Annotated in this window: 27 protein-coding genes, 1 tRNA gene and 1 pseudogene; 20 read left to right on the top strand and 9 right to left on the bottom strand. The window is 35.5% G+C overall.

What is annotated here, in order from left to right:
• Positions 1 to 27: 27 nt before the first annotated feature.
• Positions 28 to 114, bottom strand: a pseudogene (locus ABWU40_RS06340) (WPE palindromic element domain-containing protein); the annotation flags it as partial.
• 195 nt (positions 115 to 309) lie between these two features.
• Between ABWU40_RS06340 and ubiG the strand changes: the two are divergent.
• A complete protein-coding gene (ubiG, locus tag ABWU40_RS04180; RefSeq protein ID WP_015589098.1) occupies positions 310 to 1485 on the top strand; it encodes a bifunctional 2-polyprenyl-6-hydroxyphenol methylase/3-demethylubiquinol 3-O-methyltransferase UbiG in 1176 nt (391 codons plus the stop codon).
• Positions 1486 to 1496: 11 nt separating this feature from the next.
• Here ubiG and ABWU40_RS04175 read toward each other — a convergent pair whose 3' ends face one another.
• Together ABWU40_RS04175 and ABWU40_RS04170 are read right to left on the bottom strand one after the other, a co-directional pair.
• Positions 1497 to 1634, bottom strand: a complete 138-nt coding sequence (locus ABWU40_RS04175; RefSeq protein WP_007548976.1) for a hypothetical protein — start codon at positions 1632 to 1634, stop codon at positions 1497 to 1499.
• A 10-nt stretch (positions 1635 to 1644) separates the two neighbouring features.
• Positions 1645 to 1920: a TrbC/VirB2 family protein gene (locus ABWU40_RS04170; RefSeq protein WP_410530039.1), complete on the bottom strand. Its 276-nt coding sequence runs from the start codon at positions 1918 to 1920 to the stop codon at positions 1645 to 1647.
• A gap of 157 nt (positions 1921 to 2077) precedes the next feature.
• On the opposite strand from ABWU40_RS04170, the gene metG reads away from it, so the two are divergent.
• On the top strand, positions 2078 to 3715 hold the full coding sequence (metG, locus tag ABWU40_RS04165; RefSeq protein WP_015589097.1) for a methionine--tRNA ligase: 1638 nt from the start codon (positions 2078 to 2080) through the stop codon (positions 3713 to 3715).
• Positions 3716 to 3788: 73 nt separating this feature from the next.
• On the opposite strand, the gene ABWU40_RS04160 is transcribed toward metG, so the two are convergent.
• Positions 3789 to 4979, bottom strand: coding sequence for a hypothetical protein (locus ABWU40_RS04160; RefSeq protein WP_353279134.1), 1191 nt, complete (start codon positions 4977 to 4979; stop codon positions 3789 to 3791).
• A gap of 114 nt (positions 4980 to 5093) precedes the next feature.
• A complete protein-coding gene (locus ABWU40_RS04155; RefSeq protein WP_141456959.1) occupies positions 5094 to 6545 on the bottom strand; it encodes a replicative DNA helicase in 1452 nt (483 codons plus the stop codon).
• A 114-nt stretch (positions 6546 to 6659) separates the two neighbouring features.
• Here ABWU40_RS04155 and ABWU40_RS04150 point away from each other — a divergent pair.
• From ABWU40_RS04150 to radC, 4 genes are all read left to right on the top strand, one after another.
• Positions 6660 to 6742: transfer RNA gene (locus ABWU40_RS04150), tRNA-Leu, on the top strand.
• 24 nt (positions 6743 to 6766) lie between these two features.
• Complete coding sequence (locus tag ABWU40_RS04145) at positions 6767 to 7363, top strand: RDD family protein (protein WP_141456957.1); 597 nt, start codon at positions 6767 to 6769, stop codon at positions 7361 to 7363.
• A gap of 193 nt (positions 7364 to 7556) precedes the next feature.
• Positions 7557 to 7736: a hypothetical protein gene (locus tag ABWU40_RS04140; RefSeq protein ID WP_065094818.1), complete on the top strand. Its 180-nt coding sequence runs from the start codon at positions 7557 to 7559 to the stop codon at positions 7734 to 7736.
• On the top strand, positions 7711 to 8385 hold the full coding sequence (gene radC / locus ABWU40_RS04135) for a RadC family protein (protein ID WP_197907349.1): 675 nt from the start codon (positions 7711 to 7713) through the stop codon (positions 8383 to 8385). Before ABWU40_RS04140 ends, radC begins: the two co-directional genes overlap by 26 nt.
• A 171-nt stretch (positions 8386 to 8556) precedes the next feature.
• Here radC and ABWU40_RS04125 read toward each other — a convergent pair whose 3' ends face one another.
• Together ABWU40_RS04125 and ABWU40_RS04120 are read right to left on the bottom strand one after the other, a co-directional pair.
• Positions 8557 to 8679 carry a hypothetical protein gene (locus tag ABWU40_RS04125; RefSeq protein WP_255324787.1) on the bottom strand — a complete coding sequence of 41 codons (123 nt, stop codon included), beginning with the start codon at positions 8677 to 8679 and terminating at the stop codon, positions 8557 to 8559.
• Between the two features lie 112 nt (positions 8680 to 8791).
• Complete coding sequence (locus ABWU40_RS04120; protein WP_141456955.1) at positions 8792 to 12052, bottom strand: UvrD-helicase domain-containing protein; 3261 nt, start codon at positions 12050 to 12052, stop codon at positions 8792 to 8794.
• Between the two features lie 81 nt (positions 12053 to 12133).
• On the opposite strand from ABWU40_RS04120, the gene ABWU40_RS04115 reads away from it, so the two are divergent.
• From ABWU40_RS04115 to ABWU40_RS04055, 13 genes are all read left to right on the top strand, one after another.
• Positions 12134 to 13000: a 4-(cytidine 5'-diphospho)-2-C-methyl-D-erythritol kinase gene (locus ABWU40_RS04115; RefSeq protein WP_353279133.1), complete on the top strand. Its 867-nt coding sequence runs from the start codon at positions 12134 to 12136 to the stop codon at positions 12998 to 13000.
• A gap of 3 nt (positions 13001 to 13003) precedes the next feature.
• On the top strand, positions 13004 to 13360 hold the full coding sequence (locus tag ABWU40_RS04110) for an Mth938-like domain-containing protein (RefSeq protein WP_015589089.1): 357 nt from the start codon (positions 13004 to 13006) through the stop codon (positions 13358 to 13360).
• Position 13361: 1 nt separating this feature from the next.
• The gene (locus tag ABWU40_RS04105) at positions 13362 to 14162 is read left to right on the top strand and encodes a metal ABC transporter permease (protein ID WP_010962536.1); all 801 of its coding nucleotides are present in this window, start codon (positions 13362 to 13364) and stop codon (positions 14160 to 14162) included.
• A gap of 131 nt (positions 14163 to 14293) precedes the next feature.
• Positions 14294 to 14473 (top strand): hypothetical protein, encoded by a 180-nt coding sequence (locus ABWU40_RS04100; protein WP_010082539.1) that lies wholly within the window; start codon positions 14294 to 14296, stop codon positions 14471 to 14473.
• A 5-nt stretch (positions 14474 to 14478) separates the two neighbouring features.
• Positions 14479 to 15471 carry a DNA polymerase III subunit delta gene (gene holA / locus ABWU40_RS04095; protein WP_015589088.1) on the top strand — a complete coding sequence of 331 codons (993 nt, stop codon included), beginning with the start codon at positions 14479 to 14481 and terminating at the stop codon, positions 15469 to 15471.
• A gap of 169 nt (positions 15472 to 15640) precedes the next feature.
• Complete coding sequence (locus tag ABWU40_RS04090; RefSeq protein WP_015589087.1) at positions 15641 to 16675, top strand: Fic family protein; 1035 nt, start codon at positions 15641 to 15643, stop codon at positions 16673 to 16675.
• Positions 16676 to 16758: 83 nt separating this feature from the next.
• Positions 16759 to 16935 carry a hypothetical protein gene (locus tag ABWU40_RS04085; protein WP_153801318.1) on the top strand — a complete coding sequence of 59 codons (177 nt, stop codon included), beginning with the start codon at positions 16759 to 16761 and terminating at the stop codon, positions 16933 to 16935.
• A 146-nt stretch (positions 16936 to 17081) separates the two neighbouring features.
• Entirely contained in the window at positions 17082 to 17867 is a 786-nt protein-coding gene (gene dapB / locus ABWU40_RS04080) for a 4-hydroxy-tetrahydrodipicolinate reductase (RefSeq protein ID WP_353279132.1), read from the top strand.
• Positions 17864 to 18622: a phosphate ABC transporter ATP-binding protein PstB gene (gene pstB, locus ABWU40_RS04075; protein ID WP_006280935.1), complete on the top strand. Its 759-nt coding sequence runs from the start codon at positions 17864 to 17866 to the stop codon at positions 18620 to 18622. Before dapB ends, pstB begins: the two co-directional genes overlap by 4 nt.
• A gap of 78 nt (positions 18623 to 18700) precedes the next feature.
• On the top strand, positions 18701 to 19003 hold the full coding sequence (locus tag ABWU40_RS04070; RefSeq protein ID WP_081818090.1) for a transposase: 303 nt from the start codon (positions 18701 to 18703) through the stop codon (positions 19001 to 19003).
• Positions 18988 to 19422: an IS3 family transposase gene (locus ABWU40_RS06335; RefSeq protein ID WP_320157096.1), complete on the top strand. Its 435-nt coding sequence runs from the start codon at positions 18988 to 18990 to the stop codon at positions 19420 to 19422. The genes ABWU40_RS04070 and ABWU40_RS06335 overlap by 16 nt, the downstream gene beginning before the upstream one ends.
• Before the next feature lie 3 nt (positions 19423 to 19425).
• Positions 19426 to 19587: a DDE-type integrase/transposase/recombinase gene (locus ABWU40_RS06330; RefSeq protein ID WP_010082071.1), complete on the top strand. Its 162-nt coding sequence runs from the start codon at positions 19426 to 19428 to the stop codon at positions 19585 to 19587.
• Complete coding sequence (locus ABWU40_RS04055; protein WP_010082072.1) at positions 19580 to 19744, top strand: IS3 family transposase; 165 nt, start codon at positions 19580 to 19582, stop codon at positions 19742 to 19744. The genes ABWU40_RS06330 and ABWU40_RS04055 overlap by 8 nt, the downstream gene beginning before the upstream one ends.
• A 179-nt stretch (positions 19745 to 19923) precedes the next feature.
• On the opposite strand, the gene prfB is transcribed toward ABWU40_RS04055, so the two are convergent.
• Positions 19924 to 21028 (bottom strand): peptide chain release factor 2 gene (prfB, locus tag ABWU40_RS04050; RefSeq protein ID WP_141456981.1). Its coding sequence is split into 2 segments (ribosomal slippage): positions 19924 to 20952 and positions 20954 to 21028, totalling 1104 coding nucleotides; the frame shifts between segments, so codons are not numbered across the junction.
• 153 nt (positions 21029 to 21181) lie between these two features.
• Here prfB and mgtE point away from each other — a divergent pair.
• Entirely contained in the window at positions 21182 to 22552 is a 1371-nt protein-coding gene (gene mgtE / locus ABWU40_RS04045) for a magnesium transporter (protein ID WP_141456983.1), read from the top strand.
• A 255-nt stretch (positions 22553 to 22807) separates the two neighbouring features.
• On the opposite strand, the gene ABWU40_RS04040 is transcribed toward mgtE, so the two are convergent.
• Complete coding sequence (locus ABWU40_RS04040) at positions 22808 to 24268, bottom strand: TrkH family potassium uptake protein (protein ID WP_015589085.1); 1461 nt, start codon at positions 24266 to 24268, stop codon at positions 22808 to 22810.
• Between the last annotated feature and the right edge of the window lie 47 nt (positions 24269 to 24315).

Below are 24315 nucleotides of genomic sequence, written 5' to 3'. Positions count from 1 at the left end.
TGGTAAATTTCTTAATATTTATACAGAAGGTGTCATTCCAGTGCTTGACACTGGAATCCAGTTCTTATTATACAGCTATCTGGTGTACTTATTTAAAATTAAGTTTTCTGGATCTCAGTGCCAAAGCACTGGGATGACACCCTTCCTGGCGGAGATTATTCTCAAATCACAATGTTCGTACAGTTGTGGAATGAATTGCGGTATGACGTAGGAAAACCTTAGCTATAGCTTTAGAACTCCCAAAAGGTCAGAAGCATTGAATGACTTGACAGAAAGTTCAAACCCATATAAAATGTCCTTATTTCTTATATGTTAGGTATAGTATCAATTGCCTCAGATCATGCTGGTTATGAATTAAAATCAGAAATAAAACCTTACCTGGAAGCCCTAGGTTACAGAGTAGTAGATCAAGGCTGCACTGCTAAGCAAAAGTGTGTAGATTACCCAAACTATGCTGTTAAAGTTGTAGAAGATATAACAAGCAAAAAAGCAAATTATGGGATATTAATTTGTGGTACAGGTTTGGGCATGAGTACTGTGGCAAATCGTTTTGAAGGAATCTACGCTGCTTTATGTAACAGTGTTGAGATCGCAAAATTAGCTCGCGAGCATGGCAACGCAAATGTACTGTGTCTTGGTGCAGGGTTTACTGCGAGTGGATTAGCAAAAGACATAGTCAAACAATTCCTCGAAACAGAATTTTCAAAAGAAAGCAGACATAAAAAACGCCTTGATAAACTCAGCAATATAACCTCTAAGAAAAAAAAAACAAAAACTTATAACGAAGATGAAATATCAAAATTCGCTAAAATGGCAGGCCAGTGGTGGGATGAGAACGGCAAATTCAAACCATTGCACATGATGAATCCTGTTAGAGTATCTTACATTATTGAGAAAATAAAAGAGTTAAAAAAATGCAATTTAAAAGAATTATCATTGCTTGATGTCGGGTGTGGTGGTGGCATTTTGTCAGAGTCAATGGCACGCGTTGGCATTAACGTTGTGGGAATAGATGTATGTGAAGAAAACATAAAAGTAGCGCATTCACATGCAAAAAAAGTAGGGTTAAATATAGAATATATACACACCAGCATTGAAGAGCTAAGCAATGACAAGAAGTACGACGTGGTTCTGTTGATGGAAGTAGTTGAACATGTGGATAATTTAGAGCTTTTCATGAAAAAAGCGATAGAACTGCTAAAACCGGAGGGGTTAATCTTTATATCCACAATAAATAGAACTATCAAATCCTTCTGCCTTGCAATAATTGGTGCAGAGTACATATTAAATTGGCTGCCAAAAGGTACACATAACTGGAATAAATTTCTCAAGCCGTCAGAAATTGCAAATCACTTAAGAGAAAATAATGTAACGCTGCAAAACATGGCTGGCATGGAGTACAACGTAATAAAGCGTGAGTGGAATCTAACTAAAGGCGTGGATGTTAATTATATACTCTGCGGTTTGTTAGATTTAACTCTATAAAAGCACCATTTTCACTTCCAATACTTTGAAGGATCTTGGCCAGCTTTTATACAGTAGCCTTTATTAGTTAGCGCCCAACCGGAACGACAAGCATAACCTGTACCTACACGTTCATATCCAGGAGCAGCAACACACTTTCCATTCTCCAAGGTTTGACCTTTAAAAAGACAACAAACTTCTTTTTCTGTTACCTTTGTTACAATTTTGAGGAGCACCAAAAAACACAGCAACAAACATACCCAGTGCGAAAAGTGCAGGCCAAGGCATTCTGCCAAATATTGCAAGTAAGCTTGAACCAATTATTACCACTGTAATCATTGGTCCACCTATTCCATGAACGTAACCTATTACATTACACATTACATCTGTTGCTCCATCAGCGTGTGCATCAAATGCATAGAAAACTATAAATAGAATTACAAGAAAATTTCTCATTGTTCTTTCAATAATCATGCCTGATTGTTTCTTATTTTAATAAAATTTCAGTAAATAGCTTTTTTCAAAAATTATGCTTAACCCAATCAATATTTATTTATTACTGCCTTTTTAATACTATAATTAACTCAGTTGATTTTTATCAAAATGCTAAACCATGGAACAATTCGAGAACTTTTACATCACCACGCCAGTATATTACGTAAACGATAAGCCGCATATTGGTCATGCATACACTTCTCTCTTGTGTGACGTGGTGGCAAGGTTCATGAAACTAGCTGGGAAAAATGTCAAATTTACCACCGGTACAGATGAACATGGACAAAAAATAGAAAAAGCAGCTAAAGCAAAGGAAATGCAGCCAAAAGAATTTACAGATGATGTGAGCGTTTCATTTAAAGAATTGGCTAAGTTCATGAATTTTGAGTATGACGATTTTATTCGCACTACGGAGGAACGTCACAAAAAAGCAGTTATAGCTTTATGGAATAGACTTGAAGAGAGAGGGCAAATATATTTGGATTCCTATTCGGGTTGGTATTCAGTTCGTGATGAAGCATTTTATCAGGAATCAGAGCTGATAGATGGCAAAGCACCAACAGGCGCAGAAGTTCAGTGGATAAAAGAAGAGAGCTACTTTTTTCGCTTGTCAAACTGGCAAGACAAATTACTGGAACTCTATAAAAATCAGCCAAGTTTTATCTTTCCTGAGAGCAGAAGAAATGAAGTGATATCGTTTGTAAGATCAGGGCTCATTGACCTCTCAATCTCTCGCACTAGTTTTAACTGGGGAATAAAAGTACCAGGTAATGACAAACACGTAATCTATGTCTGGATAGATGCATTAACCAATTATCTTACATCAATAGGTTTACCTAGTACTGAAGGTGAGGAATATAAGAGGTTTTGGGCAGAACCAGAAACACAGATTCCAGTGTCAAGCACTGGAATGACACCAAACCAAGGGAAAACGCAGATTCCAGTGTCAAGCGCTGCAAACCTAGCTGACAACTCTTTCAACGTTCATGTAATCGGTAAAGACATATTGCGCTTTCATGCTGTATATTGGCCAGCGATTCTCCTTGCAGCAGACCTACCACTGCCAAAACAAATTGCAGTTCATGGTTGGTGGTTGAACGAGGGAGAGAAAATATCCAAGTCCCTTGGTAATGTCATAGATCCAATTGGCCTCGCTCAAGAGTTTGGTGTTGATCAGCTACGCTATTTTCTCCTCAGGGAAGCAAGCTTCGGCCAAGATGGCAACTTTAGTAAGAAAAATATGATCAGCCGGATAAATTCAGAACTGGCAAACAACATAGGCAATTTAGTGCAAAGAACAATTTCATTTTTACACAAGCAATGTTCTGGAATTGTACCAACAATCGATCAAAGCCTACTTAAAGGTGAAGAAAGTCTTCCAGGTTGCAAAGCTATACTCGATCAAGTGATGAATCACCTATCAAAGTATGAATTTAACCATATCATACTTCTAATCATCAACATCTCTTCTGAAGCAAATGCCTACATAGACAAAAGTGCACCCTGGACACTAAGCAAAACTGACAGAGAGCGCATGAATTTAGTAATTTACAAGTTACTGGAATATATCAGGATAATAGGCATTTTATTGCAGCCAATCGTTCCCAAGTCAGCAGAGATGATACTAAATCAACTGCAAATTCCGAAAGAACAACGAGATTTAAAATCTTTGTGCGACGCGTGCGTAAGTTCAGGCATAACATTGCCTAAACCTACGCCGGTTTTTTTGAGGGTTGATGCTAAAGAGGAGAAATAGTGTAAAAACTATTTCTCCTGGATGGGATTATCTTTAGTTAACGACGGTGCACACCGCTGTCTACATATTCAAGTTAGGTGGCAAGTGCCTTAGTTACTTTAGCACAATATGGTTTAGTAACATCAGCACCTATCACTACTACTTCAGTCATTGCCGACTTAACCTTTCCTAGGCTCCATGCAAACCAGCCTTGACCATTTTCTTCTTTAGTTGGCTGACTTTCTGGGCTAGAAATCTCAGTACCTTTTTCATCACCAGATTCTGCATCATAAAATACATCCTGATCCTCAGAAAGACTCATTAAATAACTTTTAGCAGCATCAACATTTAAATGATCAGGTTGCTTAGGAACGTTATCAATATTCATCTGATTTTCCTGGCTAGGAGTCTCAGTTTTTAAATTTTCTTGTGTAGCCACATTCTTTTTTTCATCAGTTTGCTCTCTTAAAAATTGCCTTACCATCTTCTGTTTTTCTCTAAACAAAAAATCAAATAATATTGGAGAAAGCTCTAGCTTTGCCCCCTCTGGAATAACAATACCATTACCTTGAGATTCACTTGAAAGTTGACTAGCACCACTTGCTTGATCTGCCTTATTACCAAACATCAAGTTTTTAACACTATTCCAGTATGGTGAAAATTTTTCTGAGACCCATGAAAATTCTATTTTAGTTGATGGCATAGTATCATAAATATTTTTTAATTTATTTCCAACACTATTAAATTTCCCTTTTGCTTGTGAAATAATGGCTTGCTCTTGAGTTTGTACTTCGAAATCTCTCTTAGTAAGCTGCTGGTTTATGCTATCAAATTCTACCGCATTACCTGGCTGAGAAGCATTAATCCTTCTGGTTGCAGCCAACTCATTTTTCATTCTAAAAATCTCCCGATCTTTCTCAGAAATAGTTTTATCTTTATCTTCTATCTCTTTTGCTTGATTAGCCAGTTGAGTATTTTTTTCGGATATTTCTTTTACTTTCTCAGAAATTATTTTACCTTTAGCTTCTACTTTACTTTTTTCATCAGAAAGCTGAGCTTCCTTCTCAGAAATAGTTTTGTTCTTACTAACTGCTGCATACGAAAGTGCAATAGCTACAGCAGAAAATACAGCACCACCAATAATAAATGGAAGGCCAACACTTAATGCTGCAACTGGAGCTAAGAAACCAATATAAGGAGCTGCAGCAAACACTCCAGATGCTAATAAAGTTAAAGCAGCCAGAGTTCCAGCTATATAATAGGGTACATTGTTTTTATTCATCATCTCACGTATTATAAAATATAATACCATATATAAAAGGATTTTTAAGAAATTGTCAAGCTATCTTTACATAAAAAAATAATCAATGAACTTGGGAACAAGAAGATTGCTGCCAAGCTATGAACTATGCCTTTCCGTGTAATCTTTGAATGCACCTCTGTTAGAGTCAAAATATAGCTTCACACTGCCAATTGGTCCATTTCTCTGCTTTGCAATAATGAGCTCTGCAATGTTTCTAATTTTTTCCATTTTCTCTTGCCATTCCCGATGTTTATTGTTTCCTTCATTTGGCTGTTTTCTTAGTTCATAATACTCTTCTCTATAGAGAAACATTACTATATCTGCGTCTTGCTCTATGCTCCCTGAATCACGTAAATCAGAAAGTTGTGGTTTTTTATCATCCCTCTGCTCAACAGAACGAGAGAGCTGAGATAGTGCAACAATGGGAATATTTAGCTCCTTTGCAATTGCTTTCAAACCCTGCGTCACTTCCGAGATTTCTTGCACTCTATTTTCATTACTCCTTTTTGTTGTTCCTCTGATTAGCTGCAAATAATCAATGAATACCACTTCTACATTATATAATTGATACAGCAAGCGTATTCTGGTGCGAAGGGCACTAATTGATAGCGCAGGGGTGTCATCTATGATGAAAGGCAGTTCAGATAATTCTGTACTAGTATTGATAAATTCATGCAATTCAAAATCACTAATTCTCCCGGTTAATGCCTTATAATAACTAATCCCTGAATCTATAGTGATCAGCCTTGCAGTTAATTGCTCTGCTGACATTTCAAGTGAGAAAAACGCTACATGGTGTTGTTTATCTGCTCTTTTTTGCAACATCTTACAAGCATTAAGTGCAATGTTTAGCGCCAATGCTGTTTTACCCATAGAAGGCCTTGCAGCTAAAATTAATAAATCAGATTTTTGTAGACCACCAAGAAGCTGATTTAGATCTTGAAGTCCGGTTGTAACGCCTAGCGCTTCTGGATTATTTTTCAGTGTGCTGATCTTCTCAACTACATCTTTAATTGAACTTGCAAGTTTTATATATGTTTTCTCACCTTGTTTTTTTACTGCCAAATTGAACAATTTTGTCATTGCTTGTTCAATTTGCGCCTGTGCAGGATTTTCAATATCGTAGTTGTAGCTATCACCAACTATTTCTTGCCCGAGCTTAATTAAACATCTCCTTAAGTAAGTATCACGGATTATTCTAGTCAAACTATAAATATCAAGTGCAATACTTGCCTTCGCTGCAAGCTTTGCTAAGTACTCTACCCCGCCACACTCGGTAAACGCTTGGTCGTTCTCAAAAAACATTTTGAGGCTCAGTTCATTGGCAACTATACCGTGTTTCCTGGTTTTAGATATTTGCGTAAAAATACTTTGATGCAGTGGATCATAGAAATTTTCTGCTGTAATTGTGTCTTCAACTGCATCACAGATTCTATTATCACGAATCATTGCACCAATAAGCATCTGTTCAGCTTCTAAATTATGCGGTAATTTACATATTTCCTTATCTACACTTCTTGAACTGAGGAGATTGGCTAATTCATTCATTTTAAGTTTTGAGAGTAACTGTTGATTATTGTAGAATATTTAGTCCTCATTTGAAAGATGTAAAGGCAAAAAAATTTGACTAATTCCGTGTTGCCTATAGCATTAAAACTTAATGCCCCTGTGGTGGAATGGTAGACACGGCAGACTCAAAATCTGTTGCTTGCAAAAGCATGCTGGTTCAAGTCCGGCCAGGGGCACGTTAAATATTGGAAAGTATATATATGTTACATAAATTTTTTAATCGTTTATTTTCTATTTTTTCTTCTATAAATGTTATTCAAAAGGTAAAGAAAGATGAAAATGGGATATGTTATGTAACGGGCCTCAGGCGCTATATATCAGTATTGCTTGATTTGATTATTATCGTTTTGTTCTTGCAGTTTTGCAGCCAAGCCTTAAATCAGCTCTTTATGAACTCAGAGGATAGCAAAATATTAAGTCAAATTGCTGCAAAATCCCCAATGCAAGCACCACTGTCTGCGGAAGAAAAGACAACGCAGAGTAGACTTATAAAATTACTAATCCTAAATCAAATAGTCCAGTTTATTATGCTCTTTTGCTATGTAATATATATGTGGGCAAAGTTTGCTACTACACCTGGAAAACTATTATTTGGGCTTAGAGTTGTGGATGCACAAACTTTCGAAAAGATGACCCTAAAACAAGCAACAAAGAGATTTTTTTCCTTTATATTGTCAGTTGCACCATTGTTCTTGGGCTTTTTATGGTCAAATTTCAACAAACGCTGTCAAACTTGGCACGATAAGATCGCAGGCACAGTGGTTGTCACGAGTAAAAGCCTTAGAAGGCAGAGCTAAAAACTACTTGACACCCTTCGCCAGCCCCTTTATCATGATACTGAAGGTATTCATTTATCTTCAATCTGTGCAGATTAAACGACAACAGTATTACGTATTGGCGTCTTATTTTTAATTTTTTGCACTATGTGCATGCACTGGGATGACACCTCTGGGCACTGCCGTCGTAAAGGAACCAGTGTCAGCTACTCGTATGACAAAGGAGGACAGTGTCTCAGCTACTTTCATGACACCATTTGCTGTCTTTAAAAATGAATGTTCTTACAATTGTGCGTCATGCGCTTTATTAAATATTTTACTTAAAAATCTAATTTCTTATTATACAAGAGATAAGCAATTCATTGATGATGAAAAATTACAAAAAGGGGCATAGAAAGCGCCTAAGGGAGAAAATTATTTTAGATAATGGACAATCATTACTTGATTATGAGGTTTTAGAGCACATTTTATATTCAGCATACAGTAGAATTGATGTAAAGCCGATAGCAAAGAGTTTGATAGAAAATTTTGGCAGTTTGAATAAAGTTTTTAATGCTGACCTGGAAGCGCTGCAAAACGTTGATGATGTCAGCAATGCAGCTATATCTGCCATCTTTTGTGTAAAACAAGCCTTTGTTCGTTCTGCAAGAGAAGAAATAAAAAACCTGCCTGTAATCGATAACTGGGAAAAATTGCTTGATTATTTAAGAATAAGTATAGGAAGCCTCAATAAGGAAAATTTTCGTGTCATCTATATGAATAAAAAGTATCGTCTAATAGCGGAAGACCTGCAAAATATTGGTACAGTAGATCAAACTCCTCTTTATGTCAGAGAGATCATCAAGCGCGCACTTTTGATTGGTTCAACATCCATTGTAATATCTCACAATCATCCAAGCGGAGATACACAACCTTCAAATAGCGATATATCTCTCACTAGACAACTAGCAGAAGCTTGCCAAAGTATAGGAATAGAATTAATAGACCACATTATTATTACATTCAGTAGCTATTTTAGTTTCAAGGAAAATAGGTTGTTGTGAAAGCCTTTATAGCTACAGTAACTTAGATTTACCGACAATCGTCATTCCGCTACGTGTTAGCGGCTAAGAGATACCGTGACGGGATGACGTAGGGGTTGCCGAGAACTTGTCATTCCAGTGCTTGACACTGGAATCCAGTTTTCTTTACAAATTCACCAAAAGTGCTTCATTCTATAACGCAAAACCCATACTCACCAAACCCAATGCATTACTTGCAATTAAGTTTCCTGGATCCAAGTAGTCAGGGCACTGGGATGATACCGTCATAAAGGAACCAGTGTCAGCTACTTTCATGACACCCTTCTGGTAGGCCCAAATCGCAATGTTCGTACAGTTGTGGAATGAATCGCGGTATGACGGTTCGCGGTGGTATGACGTAGTAGCTATTTCTTGCAATCAAGTTTCGTTAAAAGTCAGATTGAATGGTTAAATCTTCCACCCAAATAACCACGCACTCTACTTGCTTGTTTGGATATATTTCTTGTACTAAGGTTTTATAGATTAACATCTGTTTTTTTATTTCATTTAATAAGGAAACAGAAACGTTACGGTGTGACTTGTAGTCAATTATGATTGCTTTATCTTGCGTTATGCATAGCCTATCTAGTCGTACTAATACTGGTTCGCCATCGATTATTCCACTCAGTGTAATCTCTGATTTGCCTCCTAAGTCAAACAAATAGCCATATTTTTCATTAAAGGCCAATATTTTACTGTAAATTTCATCCTTATCTTCACTGGTGTTGATGTTATCAAGGTATTTTCTGACCCAATTTTTTCTCCTTTCTTTTTCTATCTTGGGCATATACTGCAATATGCTGTGAATTATTAGGCCTCTTGCATAACCATCTGTCATCCCAGTGCTCTTTTTTTTGTCATTCAAGTAGCTAGACACTGGCTTTTTTTCTCTAGGTTCCAGCGTTACGTGCTGGAATGACATTGATAGGTTTGGCGGAAGAGAAATGACCGGAACGTCAAAGTAATCACGTTTTTTATAAATGTAAGGGTAGTTTGCGTTCACACATAGCACTTCAACTTTTTCTTTAAATATTGGCTGTAAGCATGCTTGTTTCTTTTCATATGATGTTCCATACTGAGTGATTAAATCATACCAAGAGCCCTTTTGCACTGGCTCTTTGCTTAAGATGTATAACTCATCTTCAGCACGCGTGAGTGCTACGTATAATAAACGCAAATATTCATTATAATCCTCTAGTTTTTTCTCTCTTTTTACTTGATCACAATAAGCATTGTTGTTTTTTCCACACCAAAATGGCACTTCCATTCCATCAAAGATGATACTTTCATTGCTTCTTGGCACCGTATTTGTATCAACCAAAAATACTATGGGAGCTTGCAGACCTTTTGATTTGTGAATCGTCATTATTCGCACAGCATTGCGTTCTGATTGCATATCATTCTTAATCTCCGGATTATTCTCCTTGATCCATTGAACAAACGCTTGAAGAGATGGGTTTTCAAATTGCAACACAAGGTTCATAAATTCGTCTAGAACCTCAAAGCACTCAAGACCTAGCCTTGCAGCAAATTTCTTCTTACCTGTGCGCAATATATGTGTAAATAGTGCAAGAGGAGACTCTATGCGAGATAAGTTAATGAGATAGTTTAATTCACTATAGATAACCACAGAATAATCCTGAATTCTTTCCCATAGTGAATGCTCTTTACGGTCGTATGCAATGTTAAATAAATCATCCTCGGTGAAATTAAATAGCGGTGATTTTAAAGCATTTGCAAGAGCTAAATCATTTGCCTGGAGGAGTAAAAATTCGGCCAAAGCTATTAAGTCCTGCACGGCTATATAGTCCATAATTCTAAAATAATCCCGGCCTACAACTGGCACATTTGCTTTTTTAAGTTCGCTTATTATGTAATCAACTAACACGTTTCGTTGTCGCACCAAAATCATAATGTCTCTTGGCTCTATATGGCGATCTTTAGCGACTAAAATCCGCCCTTCGTTTAACCAATTGTGAATTCTGTTAGCTATTGTTTGAGCAAGTAATCGATCTGCTATTGTATAACCTTCCTTGCATGTCAGAGGAATTTGTAAAGCTCGCTGTTCTTTCTCTTTGCGCCTTGGTAACGCTGGCCAAATTTCAATATATCCTTGGTCATTTTCTCTATGTGGAACATGTTTTATTTCATTATCATTAAAAGATATTTCTGCGCGGAAGTTATTAAATATTCTATCTACAAGCATCAAAACTTCTGGAGTTGAGCGAAATGACTTTTCAAGTTGGCATGATATCCAATCTCTACCACCAGTTTTCGTATGAAAGTATTGTTGCATATAGTTGAATAGATGGGGATTTGCTCCTTGAAATCTGTATATTGATTGTTTTACGTCACCAACTACAAATAAGGTTCGCTTTTCATCATTACCGGCAAAAAATTCATCGCAGAGATTTGTTATAATTTTCCACTGGCTGATGCTATTGTCTTGTGCCTCATCAACAAGGATGTGATCTATTTTTTGATCCAAGTTAAACAATATCCAATCTTTATAGTTTGGATTGCTGAGAAGATTTGTTGCTAAGCCAATTATATCATTGTAGTCAAGCAGTGCATTTTTTGATTTTTCGCTACTGTATAGATCAACATATACTTTAAATATACCAAGTAAGCTACTGGTTCTCTTGAATATTTGATAAGAGTTCATGTCTCTTATATGGGTAAATACTACATTCTGAACGCTCTCTATTATTTGCTCTGCATCTTTGAATTTCTCCAAAATACTTTTTGTTGCAATGGATGATATGCTCTTTTTTTCGTGCGATTCTGATTTTAGAAATACCTTGGCTAGGTTTTCTATTTTGGTGTCATTCCACTTTATTCCGGTGTCATCCGAGTAGCTGACACTGGTTCTTTTTTTCTGGATCCCAGCTGGGATGACAGTAGAATAAAGTATTTCACTATAACTCTGATCTCTTTTACTGCCTTCACTTAATATCTCGGCTAGTCTTCCCACGTGCTCAATTGTTTCACTCTGTAAGTCATGAATTCCATCTGGGGCGCTCAATTTATCTTTGATATATTTCGAATCATTTGCTGACATCGATCTTTTTACACATAAAGTATAAAGCAAATCGCGTAGTTTATTTTCATCAATTTCAGTTGCAATAAGGTTGATATCATCCTGCACAGTTTCGTTATGAAGCACTTTATTGAATATGATGGAATGTAATTCTTTACATTCACTCAGCGTGCAATTTGGAGCAATGCCAGCTTCTATGGGAAAGCTGGAAATTAATTTGTAACAGAAAGCGTGTATGGTTTGTATAGTTAGACCAAGATTTTCCAGTTCAGAGAAAAGCCTTCTTGCTCTTGTTAAATAATCTTTATTTTTTCTGGATCCCAGTGTCACGCACTGGGATGACAAGTAGGGGTACATCGGAAAGAAATCTAGTTGTTCCAGATCCATTATTAATTCACTATCTGAACATATTGCCCACTTACTGAGTATGCTGTGAATGCGATTCTCCATCTCGTTTGCTGCAGCATTGGTGAATGTTAAGCAAAGAATATTTCTTTTGTTTTCTAATAAAAGTCTCAATACTCTGTCTATTAAGATTTTTGTTTTGCCTGTACCAGCGGACGCATTTACCCACACAGAGAAATTAGGATTTATGGCATTTGATCTCATCAGAAGTGCGAGAACCTTATAAAAGTTGACTAGAATAGCATTATACATATAATGTAAAAATAGTGTTAGTGAAGATATATAATGAAAAGTTTTTGTGTAAAGGCGCCTGCAAAAATCAATCTTTTTTTGCATGTTGTAGACAAAAAAGAAACAGGGTATCACTTGATTGAAGGTTTATTTGTCTTTGCTAATCTCTCTAATTTTTTGGAAATAAAAGTAGGTGAGAAGGATTCTAGATACGATAACTCTACAGTTGAATTTATAAACTCCGAGTCTAGAATAAATAACCAGTATAACACTATAATGAAAGCGGTTAATCTGCTGCTTAGGCATGCTCCTGTACGCACTAAAGTCACTGTAAAGGTTGTAAAAAACATACCAATTGCTGCAGGACTTGGTAGCGGATCCTCAGATGCTGGAGCTGTGGTACGTACGCTAGGGAAGCTGTGGGAGATTGATAGGACGATTTTAAATGAAATAGCCTTAAACGTTGGTGCTGATGTTCCCGCAAGCGTAGATAGCAAGCCAGTTTTTGTTAGAGGTATTGGCGAAGAATTATGCCACATTAAAAAATTCTCTTTACCTACAAATGTGGTGCTTGTGAAACCGAAAAAAAGGTTTTTGAGTACACCAGAGGTATTTTCCAAACATGAAGGAAAATTTTCTGAGCCAATTAAATGGAGCGATGACGCTGAAAAGGATTTGTTGAAGCTTCTTAAAGAGACGAGAAACGATCTTCAAGAAATAGCAATAAGCTTTGTACCTGAAATTAAGGATGTGATATCAACACTTGAGTCACAAGAAGGCTCTATACTTTCTCGCATGTCAGGCAGTGGTGTATCATGTTTTGGAATATTCGATAGTGAGGAAAATGCAAAAGCTGCTGCAGTTAATATCGGAAAAAAGCAACCAGAATGGTGGGTATGTGACACTCAATTAATAGTTTGACTTATGCCCTTAATTTCCGAGAATAAAAATCTTATAAATGGTTACAGGGAAGGAAAATTTTTGGTGAATAATAGAGAATATTGCGGCTCAATTATAATTTTTCCTGAAAAGGTGATTAAATTGAAAGAAAGTGATATAAATAGCAAGGAACATTTTAAATCTTTTTTAACAGAGGAAATAGAAATTTTGATAATAGGTACTGGTAAAACACGCAATATACTAAGTTCTTCAGTGAAGTCCTATCTTATGGAACAAAAAGGTTTAAATTTTGAATTTATGACAACAGGTTCTGCATGCAGAACCCATAACGTTTTAATATCCGAAGATAGATTTGTTGTCAGTTATCTAATAGCCATATAGCATGCTTACCCAGGACTTTTTCATCAATAGTCTAGTTGCAGTAGTTGTAATTAGCCTAGTAACAGGCGCTTTAGGATCGTTTATGATATGGCAAAGGTTATCTTATCTTGGTGATAGTTTGTCCCATTCTTCGTTGCTTGGTGTTGCACTTGCTTTAATCTTTAAGATTAGCCCATCGCTTAGCATAATGCTCATTGCAATTACATTTGCTATACTACTTTCTCTTAATTTTAACAGATTATATTCTGCTGATACGATATTGAACATTGTTACCAATGTAGTTTTATCATCGAGTTTAATACTTATGTCTTTTCTTCCATCTGGCAATAATAGTATTATTAGCTCACTGTTTGGTGATATATTAACGCTCGATCAAAGTGATATAGTATTGATTTTTTTAACCTCTGCAGTAGTTACTTTGATATTAATATTTAGATGGCGTTATTGGTTAATGATTTCAATTAATCAAGATTTAGCAGTAGTTGAAAAAATTAATGTTACCTTTGTTAGACTAGAATTTTTAATCACTCTTGCTATATTTATAGCAATTGCTGCCCAACTAATAGGAATATTACTCATTGCTGCATTTTTGCTAATACCAGCAGCATCTGCAAGGCTCATTTCGAAAACTCCAATGCAGATGATTATTGTTGCAACAGTTTTTTCTGTGATCTCTGGGATATCAGGTCTCATGTTATCTGCAAGTTTTGATTTGTTAACTGGACCTGCAATTATACTTGTTGCAGCGGTATATTTAATTATCGCTTATTTTATAAGGCTAGTATTAAGCAGGTTGGCTTAATTTTGATCTCGAATGTTAATAATTTTGTAATATACTCATTATAAAACATCACTATCTTAGCACAAAATAGTTTTTGCTATACTATTATTTATATGCTAATGATAAGTTGTTAATTTTGTGGAGTAAGCAATATGAGCGAAGAAGGATTTTTTTCCAAATATATATCTCAACCTGTGAAAAAATTTTATAATTATATTACAGGAAAAACAGAAGAGTCAGATGATGTAGCAGGTGATGTGCATAATATTGCACAAGGAGACTCAGAGTCTTTGGATACTCATGTACAGTCAAATGAGAATGATATCATATAGATAGCATGAGGGTCACACCATCCAAAGTTAAAAAATTCCTAGAGAAACCTGATGCTTTACGTGGTGTGTTAATTCATGGAAGTGATAACAGTAGGGTTGATTTTTATGTACAAGAAATAATTGCTAATTTGGGTGAGTATTCAGTTCAGGTGATGGATTTTGCAATAGTGAATAAGTCACCCAGTTTACTGTTTTCTGAATTGGCAAACGTTTCGATGTTTACCAGCAAAAAATTAATTAAGCTGATAAATGTGAGTGGAGGTATATCCAAAGAGTTAAAAAACGTATTGGATTATAACGCAAGTGGTCACTATGTAATGATGGTAGCAAGTGATCTTCCATATAATTCTGCGACTAAAAGTTATATGGAGAGTTCAAAAATTTTTGGTGTGATTGCTTGCTATAAGGACAGCAACAGCAATCTTTATGACATTATATCAAGTTACTTAAAACAAAATGATATAAAATGCACAAATGAGATAATCTACCATTTGCAATCTTACTTTAATCATAGCAAGCTGCCTATATGTTCAGAACTTGAGAAGTTAGTTTTATACTTAGGGGAGAGAAAAGACCTAAAACTTACTGATATAGAATTATGCTTTTCAACTTCCGGCAACGACTATGCTACACTTGATGATTTATGTTCTGCCATAGCAAGTAAAGATATGTTGCGCTTCATTAGAATTTCTGATGCATTGGTATCGCAAGAAAATTTTTCACCGATAGCGCTAATTCGCATTATATCAAATTATTTCCTACGCCTTGAAAACGTTTTGCTGTCAGTGCAAGGTGGAATGAGTGAGCAGGCTGCGATTGATCAGCTAAGCCCTCCATTGTTTTTTAAACAATTGCAGAGTTTTAAATCTCATTTGAAAAGTTTGCAACTTTCAGAACTTAAGAAGATCTTGGAAAAATTGATAAGCTTAGAAGTTACCTGTAAAAAAACTGATTTAGATCATAAAATGATTTTTCAACATGCACTGACGGGTAGCTGACTACTCGGATCCAGCCTTTCTTATAATTTCATCAAAATGTTGTATTTTAACATAAAATAGCTGCTTTTATGCCTACCAAAATTCATTCTTTAGTGTGTGTCTCACAAGTATTCTTTGCTAATAGGATATTTTCGAATATAATTGAATATAACTAGATAAAAATACAGATATGTTTGACATTTCAAAAATTGTAATAACACCTGAAATGTTAAAATTAGTTGCTGAAATTGATGAATTTAAAGGAGCATGGCAATTGTTTGGTAATTTAGCTCCAGAACGTTTACAAATGCTCAAGAAAATTGCAACAATTGAAAGTATTGGTTCTTCTACTCGTATTGAAGGGGCAAGATTATCAGACCGTGAAGTTGAGCAATTACTATCCAAACTTGATACACGCTCATTTCGTTCTCTAGATGAACGAGAAATAGCCGGATATGCGTATGTGTGTGAAGAAGTATTTCAAAACTTTAACAAGATGCCATTTACAGAAAACACTATAAAACAGTTTCACATCTGGCTTTTACAATTTTCATATAAAGATCAAAGGCACATGGGAGAATATAAAAAATTCCCCAATCATGTTGAAGCGTTTGATGAATCTGGAAAAAGCTTGGGCATAGTTTTTGAAACAGCCTCTCCATTTGAGACAGCAACACAAATGCAAGAACTTATTTATTGGACTAGCCAGCAATTAGAGGTGAAATCGTTACACCCTCTATTAATTATTGGCATTTTTATAGTTACTTTTTTAGCTATTCATCCCTTCCAGGATGGAAATGGCAGATTATCACGCATTCTCACAACTTTCTTGTTACTAAAGTTAGGGTATATCTATGTACCTTACAGTTCCCTTGAAAGTAATAAGGAGAGTTACTACTTAGCTTTGCGTCGTACTCAACAATCCTTGAAGACGAGCAGCAATGATTTTAATCCATGGCTTATGTTCTTTTTAAGGTCACTACAAAAGCAAAAATTTTATCTTGAACAAAAGGTGTCACATGAAAAAGTGTTAAATCTCTATTTACCACCACTTTCTGCTGAAATACTAGCACTACTCAGCAAACATGGACGTCTTACAATTAAGGATTTGGAAAATATTACTAAAGCAAACTGCAATACCTTAAAGAAGCACGTATCTAATCTCGTAAAGAGTAATCACATTACTCAGCATGGAAAAGGCAGAGCAACCTGGTATGTAATATAGAGCTCAATAGGATATGTATTCATTTTGAATTGTTAAATTATTCAGCTATAGAATATAGATCACAGCTGTACAAACATTGTAGTTTGAGCCCACTAGATCCCAGTGCCCTATTCTTGTCATCCCAGTGCCTTCTCCTGTCATCCCAGTGCCCAGACACTGGGATCCAGAAAAGTTTGCTTGTAAGCAAGCAAACTAGCATAGAAAGTGGTTACAACGTTTTCGATGAGATTGCAGAAAGGCTAGATTCCAGACTGGAATGACATCGTTCACTATGTACCATATTGCAATAGTTGTGGTCAAGGCACTGGGATCTGAAATTGCAGTGTTCGTACAGCTATAGAATATAGATCAGAAGTGACAGAGCTTAAAAAAAGGCCTAACATTCTTAATAAACGTAAAAAGCTTTATGAAAATCAGAGTTGGAGTAATAGGCTGCTTAGGCAGAATGGGCAAAAAAATACTCAATGAATTAATTACAAATACCAAAGTGGAAATAGCAGGTGCTGTTGCCTGTTCAGGTAGTAAGTACATAGATTCAGATATTGGACCAATTATAGCCAATCTAGGAATTAAAGTTACAAGTTCTATTAGTGGCATATTTGAGTCATCTGACGTTGTAATAGATTTTACAACTAAAGAATGTATGTTAGACTGCCTTAAAGCAGCTGTAAAATTTAAAACACCGCTGGTTAGTGGCACAACTGGAATAGAAGGTGTCGATTTGAAAGAATATGCTGCTGAAGTTCCAATATTATGGTCAGCAAATATGAGTGTTGGGGTTAATGTGTTGCTGAAATTGGTAAAAAAAGCTGCTGAGCTTTTAGGTAATGAATATGACGTTGAGATTTGGGAAATGCATCATAACTTAAAAAAGGATTCACCATCTGGAACAGCTATAGAACTTGGCAAAACAATTGCTAACGCTTCAAAAGTGGATTTTCAGTCCAATCAATATTTACATAGTGGTTCAAACATAAGGAAAAAGGGGGGAATAGGTTTTGCAGTATCTCGTGGAGGTGGAGTAATAGGAGATCACAGCGTGATGTTTGTTAATTCTGATGAACGGATAGAACTAAACCACAAAGCAATTGATCGCACAACATTTGCTAGAGGAGCTGTTCAAGCAGCAGTATGGCTATACGAAAATAAAAGAGAAATTCCGGGGCTCTATTCAATGCAGGATGTGATATGAGCAATACACGTGCCTCTGTTAAAGATTTAAATCTCTGGTACGGCTCTAAGCAAGTTTTATTCGATATAAATTTGAATATTTATAAAAGAAAAGTTACTACTTTTATCGGACCATCCGGGTGCGGTAAATCAACATTTTTGCGTTGTTTTAATCGTATGAATGACTATGTACCAGGTTGCAAAACTGTTGGTGAATTAGATATCGATGGGCTGGGTGATATATATTCACGCGATATGGATGTTGTACTACTTAGAGCAAAAGTTGGTATGGTATTTCAAAAGCCAAATCCTTTTCCAAAATCAATATATGATAATGTTGCTTGTGGGCCAAAATTGCATGGTATGGCGAAGGATAAGCAAAAATTGAATGAGATGGTGGAAAATAGTTTAACCAAGGTTGGTTTATGGGAAGAATTGAAGGACAGATTGCAAGATAGCGCACTCAATTTATCCGGTGGCCAACAACAGAGGCTATGCATCGCTCGCGCAATTGCAGTGAAGCCAACTATTTTATTAATGGATGAACCGTGCTCTGCTCTTGATCCAATGGCAACCAATGCAATCGAAAATCTTATACAAGAGCTGAAATTAAGATTTACTATAATTATGGTGACTCATTCAATGAAGCAAGCTAAAAAGTTATCTGATAGTGTAATTTTCTTTCATAATGGCAGAATTGTTGAGTCTGGAAGCACTCAAGAAATATTCGAAAATGCTCAATCTCCCTTAACAAAGGAGTATATCCTGGATCATTAAATTTCTGACCTTACCCAGAAAAAGTGGAGAGAAAGAAAGGAGTTTTTTCGGGTAAAATAAAATTTTGGAGGATTAGAAATGGTAAGAGAATATACAGCAGAATTCAAATTGGAAGCTGTTAAACTGGCAAATGAACAAAGAAAGGCAGGTCAAACAATTACAAAAATAGCAAAGGATTTAGGAATAAAGGGTGGTTTATTAGGAAAATGGATAAAGAAACACAACGAAAAAAAGTCGGCAGCAGATGCATTTCCAGGTAGAGGTAACATGGCTCCTTACGACAAAGAGAGGTTTGATTTACAAAGCAAGAGTAACAAGGGAAAGAGACATTTAAAAAAAAGCCCTGGCCAGTCAAAAAGAGTAAAATATTTTTTTATATAGTAACTGCTATAAAGTACAGGAATTATATAGGATTTTCTGCTAGTGGCTACTATAAGTGGACCACAAGAAAAATAAGCAGTAGAGAATCAGCAAATAAAGAGCTACTCGAAGCTATTCAAAAAATATATCAAGTTTCTAAATGTAGATATGGAGCTCCTAAAATTTATGCTGAATTGAAGGCTTTGGGTAAAAGTTGCAATTTGAAAACGGTGCAAAGTATTATGCAGAAAAATGACATCAGGGCTATACTGAGAAGAAAGTTTAAAATTAAAAAACAACAAACAGATAATAGAGCTGTAGCTCCCAATATACTAGATCAAAACTTTATTGTTGATCAACCAAATAAAGTATGGGATTACTTACATCAAAACCAAGGAGGGATGGCTATATTTGGCAGCAATAATTCTCACGTATGGTAGTTAATGAGTAGTGCAATAAATAAACAATTGGTTATGAACTCTTTATTAATGGCCATTAATAGGCGTAAACCTGTTAAAAATCTACTGCTGCACAGTGACCAAGGTTCACAATATACTGCGCAAGGGTATCAATATCTCTTAGCTGTAAAGAATATAGATGAGTAATAAAGGCTGTTGTTACGACAATTCTGTTGCAGAAAGCTTCTTTAGCTCATTGAAAAGAGAAATACTTATTGATACTTCACAACACTCTGCTCAACAAACTAGAACTGCAATATTTGAATACATAGAAATTTTTTATAACAAACAACGTCACTATTAACTATTGCATTCCAGAACAATTTGATGCATCATTCTTTTTGTAAAAAACATTCCACACTTTCTCTCCACTTTTTCTGGGTAAGGTCACTTTTCCACTGATCATATTTAATCGCCATAACTTTACTCCTACTTTAACAATATTTTAATTATCATATATTATGGCAAGAAAGTCAACCCTACCTAATTTTGCTTAGTAAGCACACTAACTATGAAACAATCTATATTACCATCAAAAACAGAATTTATATTGCCCACTTCATGTCCGGTTCTTAAATCCTTCACCATTTGATATGGATGCATAACGTACGATCTGATCTGATTACCCCAGCCTATATCGCATTTTTTACCATATTCTTCAGCCATTTTCTGTTCTTTTTTTTCCAGTTCAATTTGGTATAAACGTCCTTTAAGTAATTTCAATGCCTCATCTTTATTTCTGTGTTGAGAACGACCATTTTGGCATTGAACTACAACACCAGTTGGAATATGCGTAATGCGTACCGCACTTTCAGTTTTGTTCACATGCTGACCGCCTGCTCCAGAAGCTCGGTAGGTGTCGATCTTTAGATCCTTTTCATCCACAGCAATATCAATTGAATCTTCTATCACTGGAGTTACTCCTACACTTGCAAAACTGGTATGACGTTTACCATTTGCATCAAACGGCGATATTCTAACCAGCCTGTGAATTCCACTTTCACTTTTTGCCCACCCATAAGCTTTTTCTCCAACGATTTTTATCATTGCAGACTTTATACCAACTGACTCTCCTTCTAATTTTTCTACAACTTCAACTTTAAAGTTGTGATAAATTTCTGCCCACCTTATATACATGCGCATCAGCATTTCAGCCCAATCATTGCTCTCGGTTCCGCCAGCTCCTGAGTGGATTTCTAAAAAGCAGTTATTATTATCTGCTTCACCAGTAAATAAGGACTCTGTTTCTTTATACTTGATTAATTTCTCTAGCTTAGCTAATTCATTTTCAACTTCAGAGAAAAATTCTTCATCATTTTCATCAATAGCAGACTTCATTAAGCTGATGGCATCGTTGTAATCGCTTTCCAGCTTTAAAAACGACTCTACGTCATTCTTAATTTTAGAACGTTCTTTTAAAACTTCTTGTGCTTTTTGGTTATCTTGCCATAGGTCATCATTCGACGCTTGGGAGTCAAGCTCTTCAAGGCGCAACTTTAATTTTTCTATGTCAAAGACACCTCCTGATAAGAGAAATACTTTTATTTAAGCTTTGAAAGTGTTCAAGAATTTCTGGATAAGTTTTCATTATACTTTAGATTTTAATATATTTACTATCAATAACAATAACAGTAAACAAAATAGAAATTTAACCATATGATAGTTAATTTAAATAATTTCATTATACTTTAATGTTTAAGGAAATCAAGCGCGTATATTTATTAAAAAATAAGGTAAAGTAATGAATATTAAAATAAGTTCTCATTATGGTTTAGACAAAAAGGCTATTGATGACTTAATAGAGTCACTTGATAACGAGGAGCTAGAGAATGTTTGTAGTATTGTAAAAACGATAGATAGCGTTCAGTTAGCTTATTTTTTATCTACTTCAATCAGTGATCACAGGGAGAAATTAGTTAATATCCTCGATCAACATTTGTTAAGTGATGCCCTAGTGCATGTAGTGCCAGATTTACAAATAGAGATCATAGAAACATTGGGAATAGAAAATACAGCAAAGTTACTAATGCTCCTTGATGTAGAAGATATAGTAACCATAGTGAAAGATTTAGATAGAAAGTCTGTAGAAAATATACTTTACTATTTGCCCAGCAAAACTCAGAAATCGGTAGAGGAGTTGCTATCATATCCAGAAGAAAGTGCAGGAAGGTTAATACATAAAGATATGGTTATAGCTCCATATTATTGGACAATAAATCAACTGACAGAATTTGTGTGCAACTATAAAAAAATACCAGAAAAATTTCACCAGATATTCATTATCAACTCAAAATTAGAGCCTATAGGCAGTGTTAATTTAAATAAGGTAATATCTCACTCAGGAGACACAATAATAAAAGAGATAATGGATCATGACATAAAAATCATTAAAACTGGAGTAGACCAAGAGGAAGTAGCAAGAATATTTAAAGATTACTCTCTATTATCGGCTCCGGTAGTAAATAAGAATGGTAAAATTATTGGTGTGATCTTAATTGAAGATGTGATAAAAGTTGTTCAACAAGAAACAGAAGAGGATGCACTCAAAATAAGCGGTGTATCTTCTAAAGCCGATATAAATGCCCCTATACATAAAACTATAATTAAAAGGCTACCTTGGTTACTGTTTAACCTCTTAGCTGCAACAATGTGTTCCATAGTAGTTGGCTTTTTCGATGATGTAATAAAAAGTTTTATAGTGCTGCCAATAATCATGCCGATAATTGCATCAATGAGCGGAAATGCAGGATCCCAAACAGTAACGCTAACCATCCGGGCAATCGCAACAAAATATCTAACTGAGCAAAATGCAAAAAGAATACTGATGAAAGAATTTTTAATAGGTCTTATAAACGGGGTGATCTTATCTACTATTTCATTAGTAGTGTTAGCAATAAGGTTTCACAACTTCAAAGTGGAGATGATTTTTGTGGTCTCCATGATTATGATGTCAATTATTGCAACGTTCATCGGAACTTTCATTCCTATAATGCTTCATCGCTTAAAGTCTGACCCTGCCGTTTCTTCTTCAATCCTAACATCGGCAACAACTGATATTCTCTCAGCTTTTATATTTCTTGGTTTAGCTACGATCTTTTTATTAAATAGCTAATACTATCTATAGCTATACCGCCGCGAACCGTCATGCCGCGATTCATTCGCGGTATCTCTTAGCATAGATCCCGCTAACAAGTAGCGGGATGACGAGAAAGGGGCTACTTGGATGACATTCTTCCTGGTGTGCCCAAATCACAATGTTCGTACATCTGTGGATTTATTCGCGGTATAGATATCGCTAACGAGTAGCGGAATGACGGTTTTTCAAATTGTCGTAAGTCAGTTTAGCTATAATATCAAGTTTCACCAACTATTTCTCTCTATTAAATAAGAATAAATTACCTATACAAAAATAGATTGGCAATATTTCAAGTCTGCCAAGCAGCATTAAAAACGATAGAAATAATTTTACTTCATTACTGAAAGAGGAATAATTACCCGAAGGACCTATTAAATTACTAAATCCCGGGCCAGAGTTTGTAAGCGTTGCAGAGACTGAACTGATGCTAGTTATAAAGTCTGCATTGCTTAAGTAAGACATCACTATTGATGAAATGGTAAACGTTAACATGAAAATTGCAAAAAATATAAAGACAGAGTGAACTTCATCATTCTCCAGAATTTTTCCATTGAATTTTACTCCATTGTCTGCATCAGGGTTTAATAAAAGGTAAAAGTAATTTCTTATAGACCTTAAAAGAACAATCAAGCGGAAGATTTTGACACCACCACTTGAAGAACCGCTACATCCACCAACAAAGGTTAGAAAAAAAGCTAAGACTGAAATGAAACTCCAATCTATATGATTACAGATTGCATAACCAGTTGACGTAATCAAGGAAGTGATGGTAAATGTGCTGCATCTAAATGATAATGACACTCCTAAATCAACATTTTTATACAACCAAAAACAAGCAAATAAAGATGAGATAGTAGCTATCTTAACAAAGTAAGAGACCTGTTCATCATAGCAAATGTCTAACCGTCTTATAATTTTTAAATAGCTAAGAAAAGGCAGAGAACCCAAAATCATAAAAACGATCGTTATGGCTTCTAGTATGGGATTATTATAGTGCCCTATAGAATCATTATAGTTAGCAAATCCACCAGTTGATACAGCAGACATTCCGTGACATATTGCATCAAATAGTGGCATACCAGCTAGATAATAGGAAAATATGCATAACAAAATTAAGCCATAATATATTGCCGTAACATGAATCACTACGCTTCGCGTGTTCGGCAACTTCCTTTTGGTAGCATCTGAATATTCAGAATAAAGTAAATTATTTAGGCTGAGAACCTTAAACATAGGAAAAACTGCAATTCCTAAAGTGATTACACCAAAACCCCCCATGCCGTGTAGCATTGCTCTCCACAGCAGTATTCCTGGAGATTGTTTTTCAATATCATTAAATATAGTTGCCCCTGTGGTTGTGATGCCAGATATCGTTTCAAACAATGCATCAACATAGCTCAGATTATCAAAATAGAAAGGAATAGCTGCAAACAGAGACAAGGCAATCCAGGTGCAACTAGTAATCGCAAAAATTGCTGGCATTCCATGCAATCTACTTAATTTACCGAGTAAAATAAAAATTGCGCCAGATGTGCAGGTAATTATGAATCCAGCGAAAAAATTTTTCCATTCGTAGCTGAGATACTTATTGGTAATAGCAGGAATAAGCATTGCTAAGCTAAATAGCAATAGGAATATTCCCACAATAAATGCAATTGAACGTAAAGTTTGTAAACGTTGATGATTTTTCATAGAGTTACTTCCTCGCTATACAAAGCCATAAAAGCTACTCTAACGTC

The organism is Wolbachia endosymbiont (group A) of Cydia amplana, assembly GCF_964028495.1.
Classification (GTDB): Bacteria; Pseudomonadota; Alphaproteobacteria; order Rickettsiales; family Anaplasmataceae; genus Wolbachia; species Wolbachia pipientis.
The sequence above is the reverse complement of the archived record's forward strand: the minus strand, read 5'-3'. Positions and strand labels throughout refer to the sequence as shown.

Coding starts and splice junctions, on each gene's coding strand:
- ubiG (WP_015589098.1), top strand. CDS start 310: ATGTTAGGTATAGTATCAATTGCCTCAGATCATGCTGGTTATGAATTA.
- ABWU40_RS04170 (WP_410530039.1), bottom strand. CDS start 1,920: ATGAGAAATTTTCTTGTAATTCTATTTATAGTTTTCTATGCATTTGAT.
- metG (WP_015589097.1), top strand. CDS start 2,078: ATGGAACAATTCGAGAACTTTTACATCACCACGCCAGTATATTACGTA.
- ABWU40_RS04160 (WP_353279134.1), bottom strand. CDS start 4,979: ATGATGAATAAAAACAATGTACCCTATTATATAGCTGGAACTCTGGCT.
- ABWU40_RS04155 (WP_141456959.1), bottom strand. CDS start 6,545: ATGAATGAATTAGCCAATCTCCTCAGTTCAAGAAGTGTAGATAAGGAA.
- ABWU40_RS04145 (WP_141456957.1), top strand. CDS start 6,767: ATGTTACATAAATTTTTTAATCGTTTATTTTCTATTTTTTCTTCTATA.
- ABWU40_RS04140 (WP_065094818.1), top strand. CDS start 7,557: ATGACAAAGGAGGACAGTGTCTCAGCTACTTTCATGACACCATTTGCT.
- radC (WP_197907349.1), top strand. CDS start 7,711: ATGAAAAATTACAAAAAGGGGCATAGAAAGCGCCTAAGGGAGAAAATT.
- ABWU40_RS04125 (WP_255324787.1), bottom strand. CDS start 8,679: ATGAAAGTAGCTGACACTGGTTCCTTTATGACGGTATCATCCCAGTGC.
- ABWU40_RS04120 (WP_141456955.1), bottom strand. CDS start 12,052: ATGAGATCAAATGCCATAAATCCTAATTTCTCTGTGTGGGTAAATGCG.
- ABWU40_RS04115 (WP_353279133.1), top strand. CDS start 12,134: ATGAAAAGTTTTTGTGTAAAGGCGCCTGCAAAAATCAATCTTTTTTTG.
- ABWU40_RS04110 (WP_015589089.1), top strand. CDS start 13,004: ATGCCCTTAATTTCCGAGAATAAAAATCTTATAAATGGTTACAGGGAA.
- ABWU40_RS04105 (WP_010962536.1), top strand. CDS start 13,362: ATGCTTACCCAGGACTTTTTCATCAATAGTCTAGTTGCAGTAGTTGTA.
- ABWU40_RS04100 (WP_010082539.1), top strand. CDS start 14,294: ATGAGCGAAGAAGGATTTTTTTCCAAATATATATCTCAACCTGTGAAA.
- holA (WP_015589088.1), top strand. CDS start 14,479: ATGAGGGTCACACCATCCAAAGTTAAAAAATTCCTAGAGAAACCTGAT.
- ABWU40_RS04090 (WP_015589087.1), top strand. CDS start 15,641: ATGTTTGACATTTCAAAAATTGTAATAACACCTGAAATGTTAAAATTA.
- dapB (WP_353279132.1), top strand. CDS start 17,082: ATGAAAATCAGAGTTGGAGTAATAGGCTGCTTAGGCAGAATGGGCAAA.
- pstB (WP_006280935.1), top strand. CDS start 17,864: ATGAGCAATACACGTGCCTCTGTTAAAGATTTAAATCTCTGGTACGGC.
- ABWU40_RS04070 (WP_081818090.1), top strand. CDS start 18,701: ATGGTAAGAGAATATACAGCAGAATTCAAATTGGAAGCTGTTAAACTG.
- ABWU40_RS06330 (WP_010082071.1), top strand. CDS start 19,426: ATGAGTAGTGCAATAAATAAACAATTGGTTATGAACTCTTTATTAATG.
- ABWU40_RS04055 (WP_010082072.1), top strand. CDS start 19,580: ATGAGTAATAAAGGCTGTTGTTACGACAATTCTGTTGCAGAAAGCTTC.
- mgtE (WP_141456983.1), top strand. CDS start 21,182: ATGAATATTAAAATAAGTTCTCATTATGGTTTAGACAAAAAGGCTATT.
- ABWU40_RS04040 (WP_015589085.1), bottom strand. CDS start 24,268: ATGAAAAATCATCAACGTTTACAAACTTTACGTTCAATTGCATTTATT.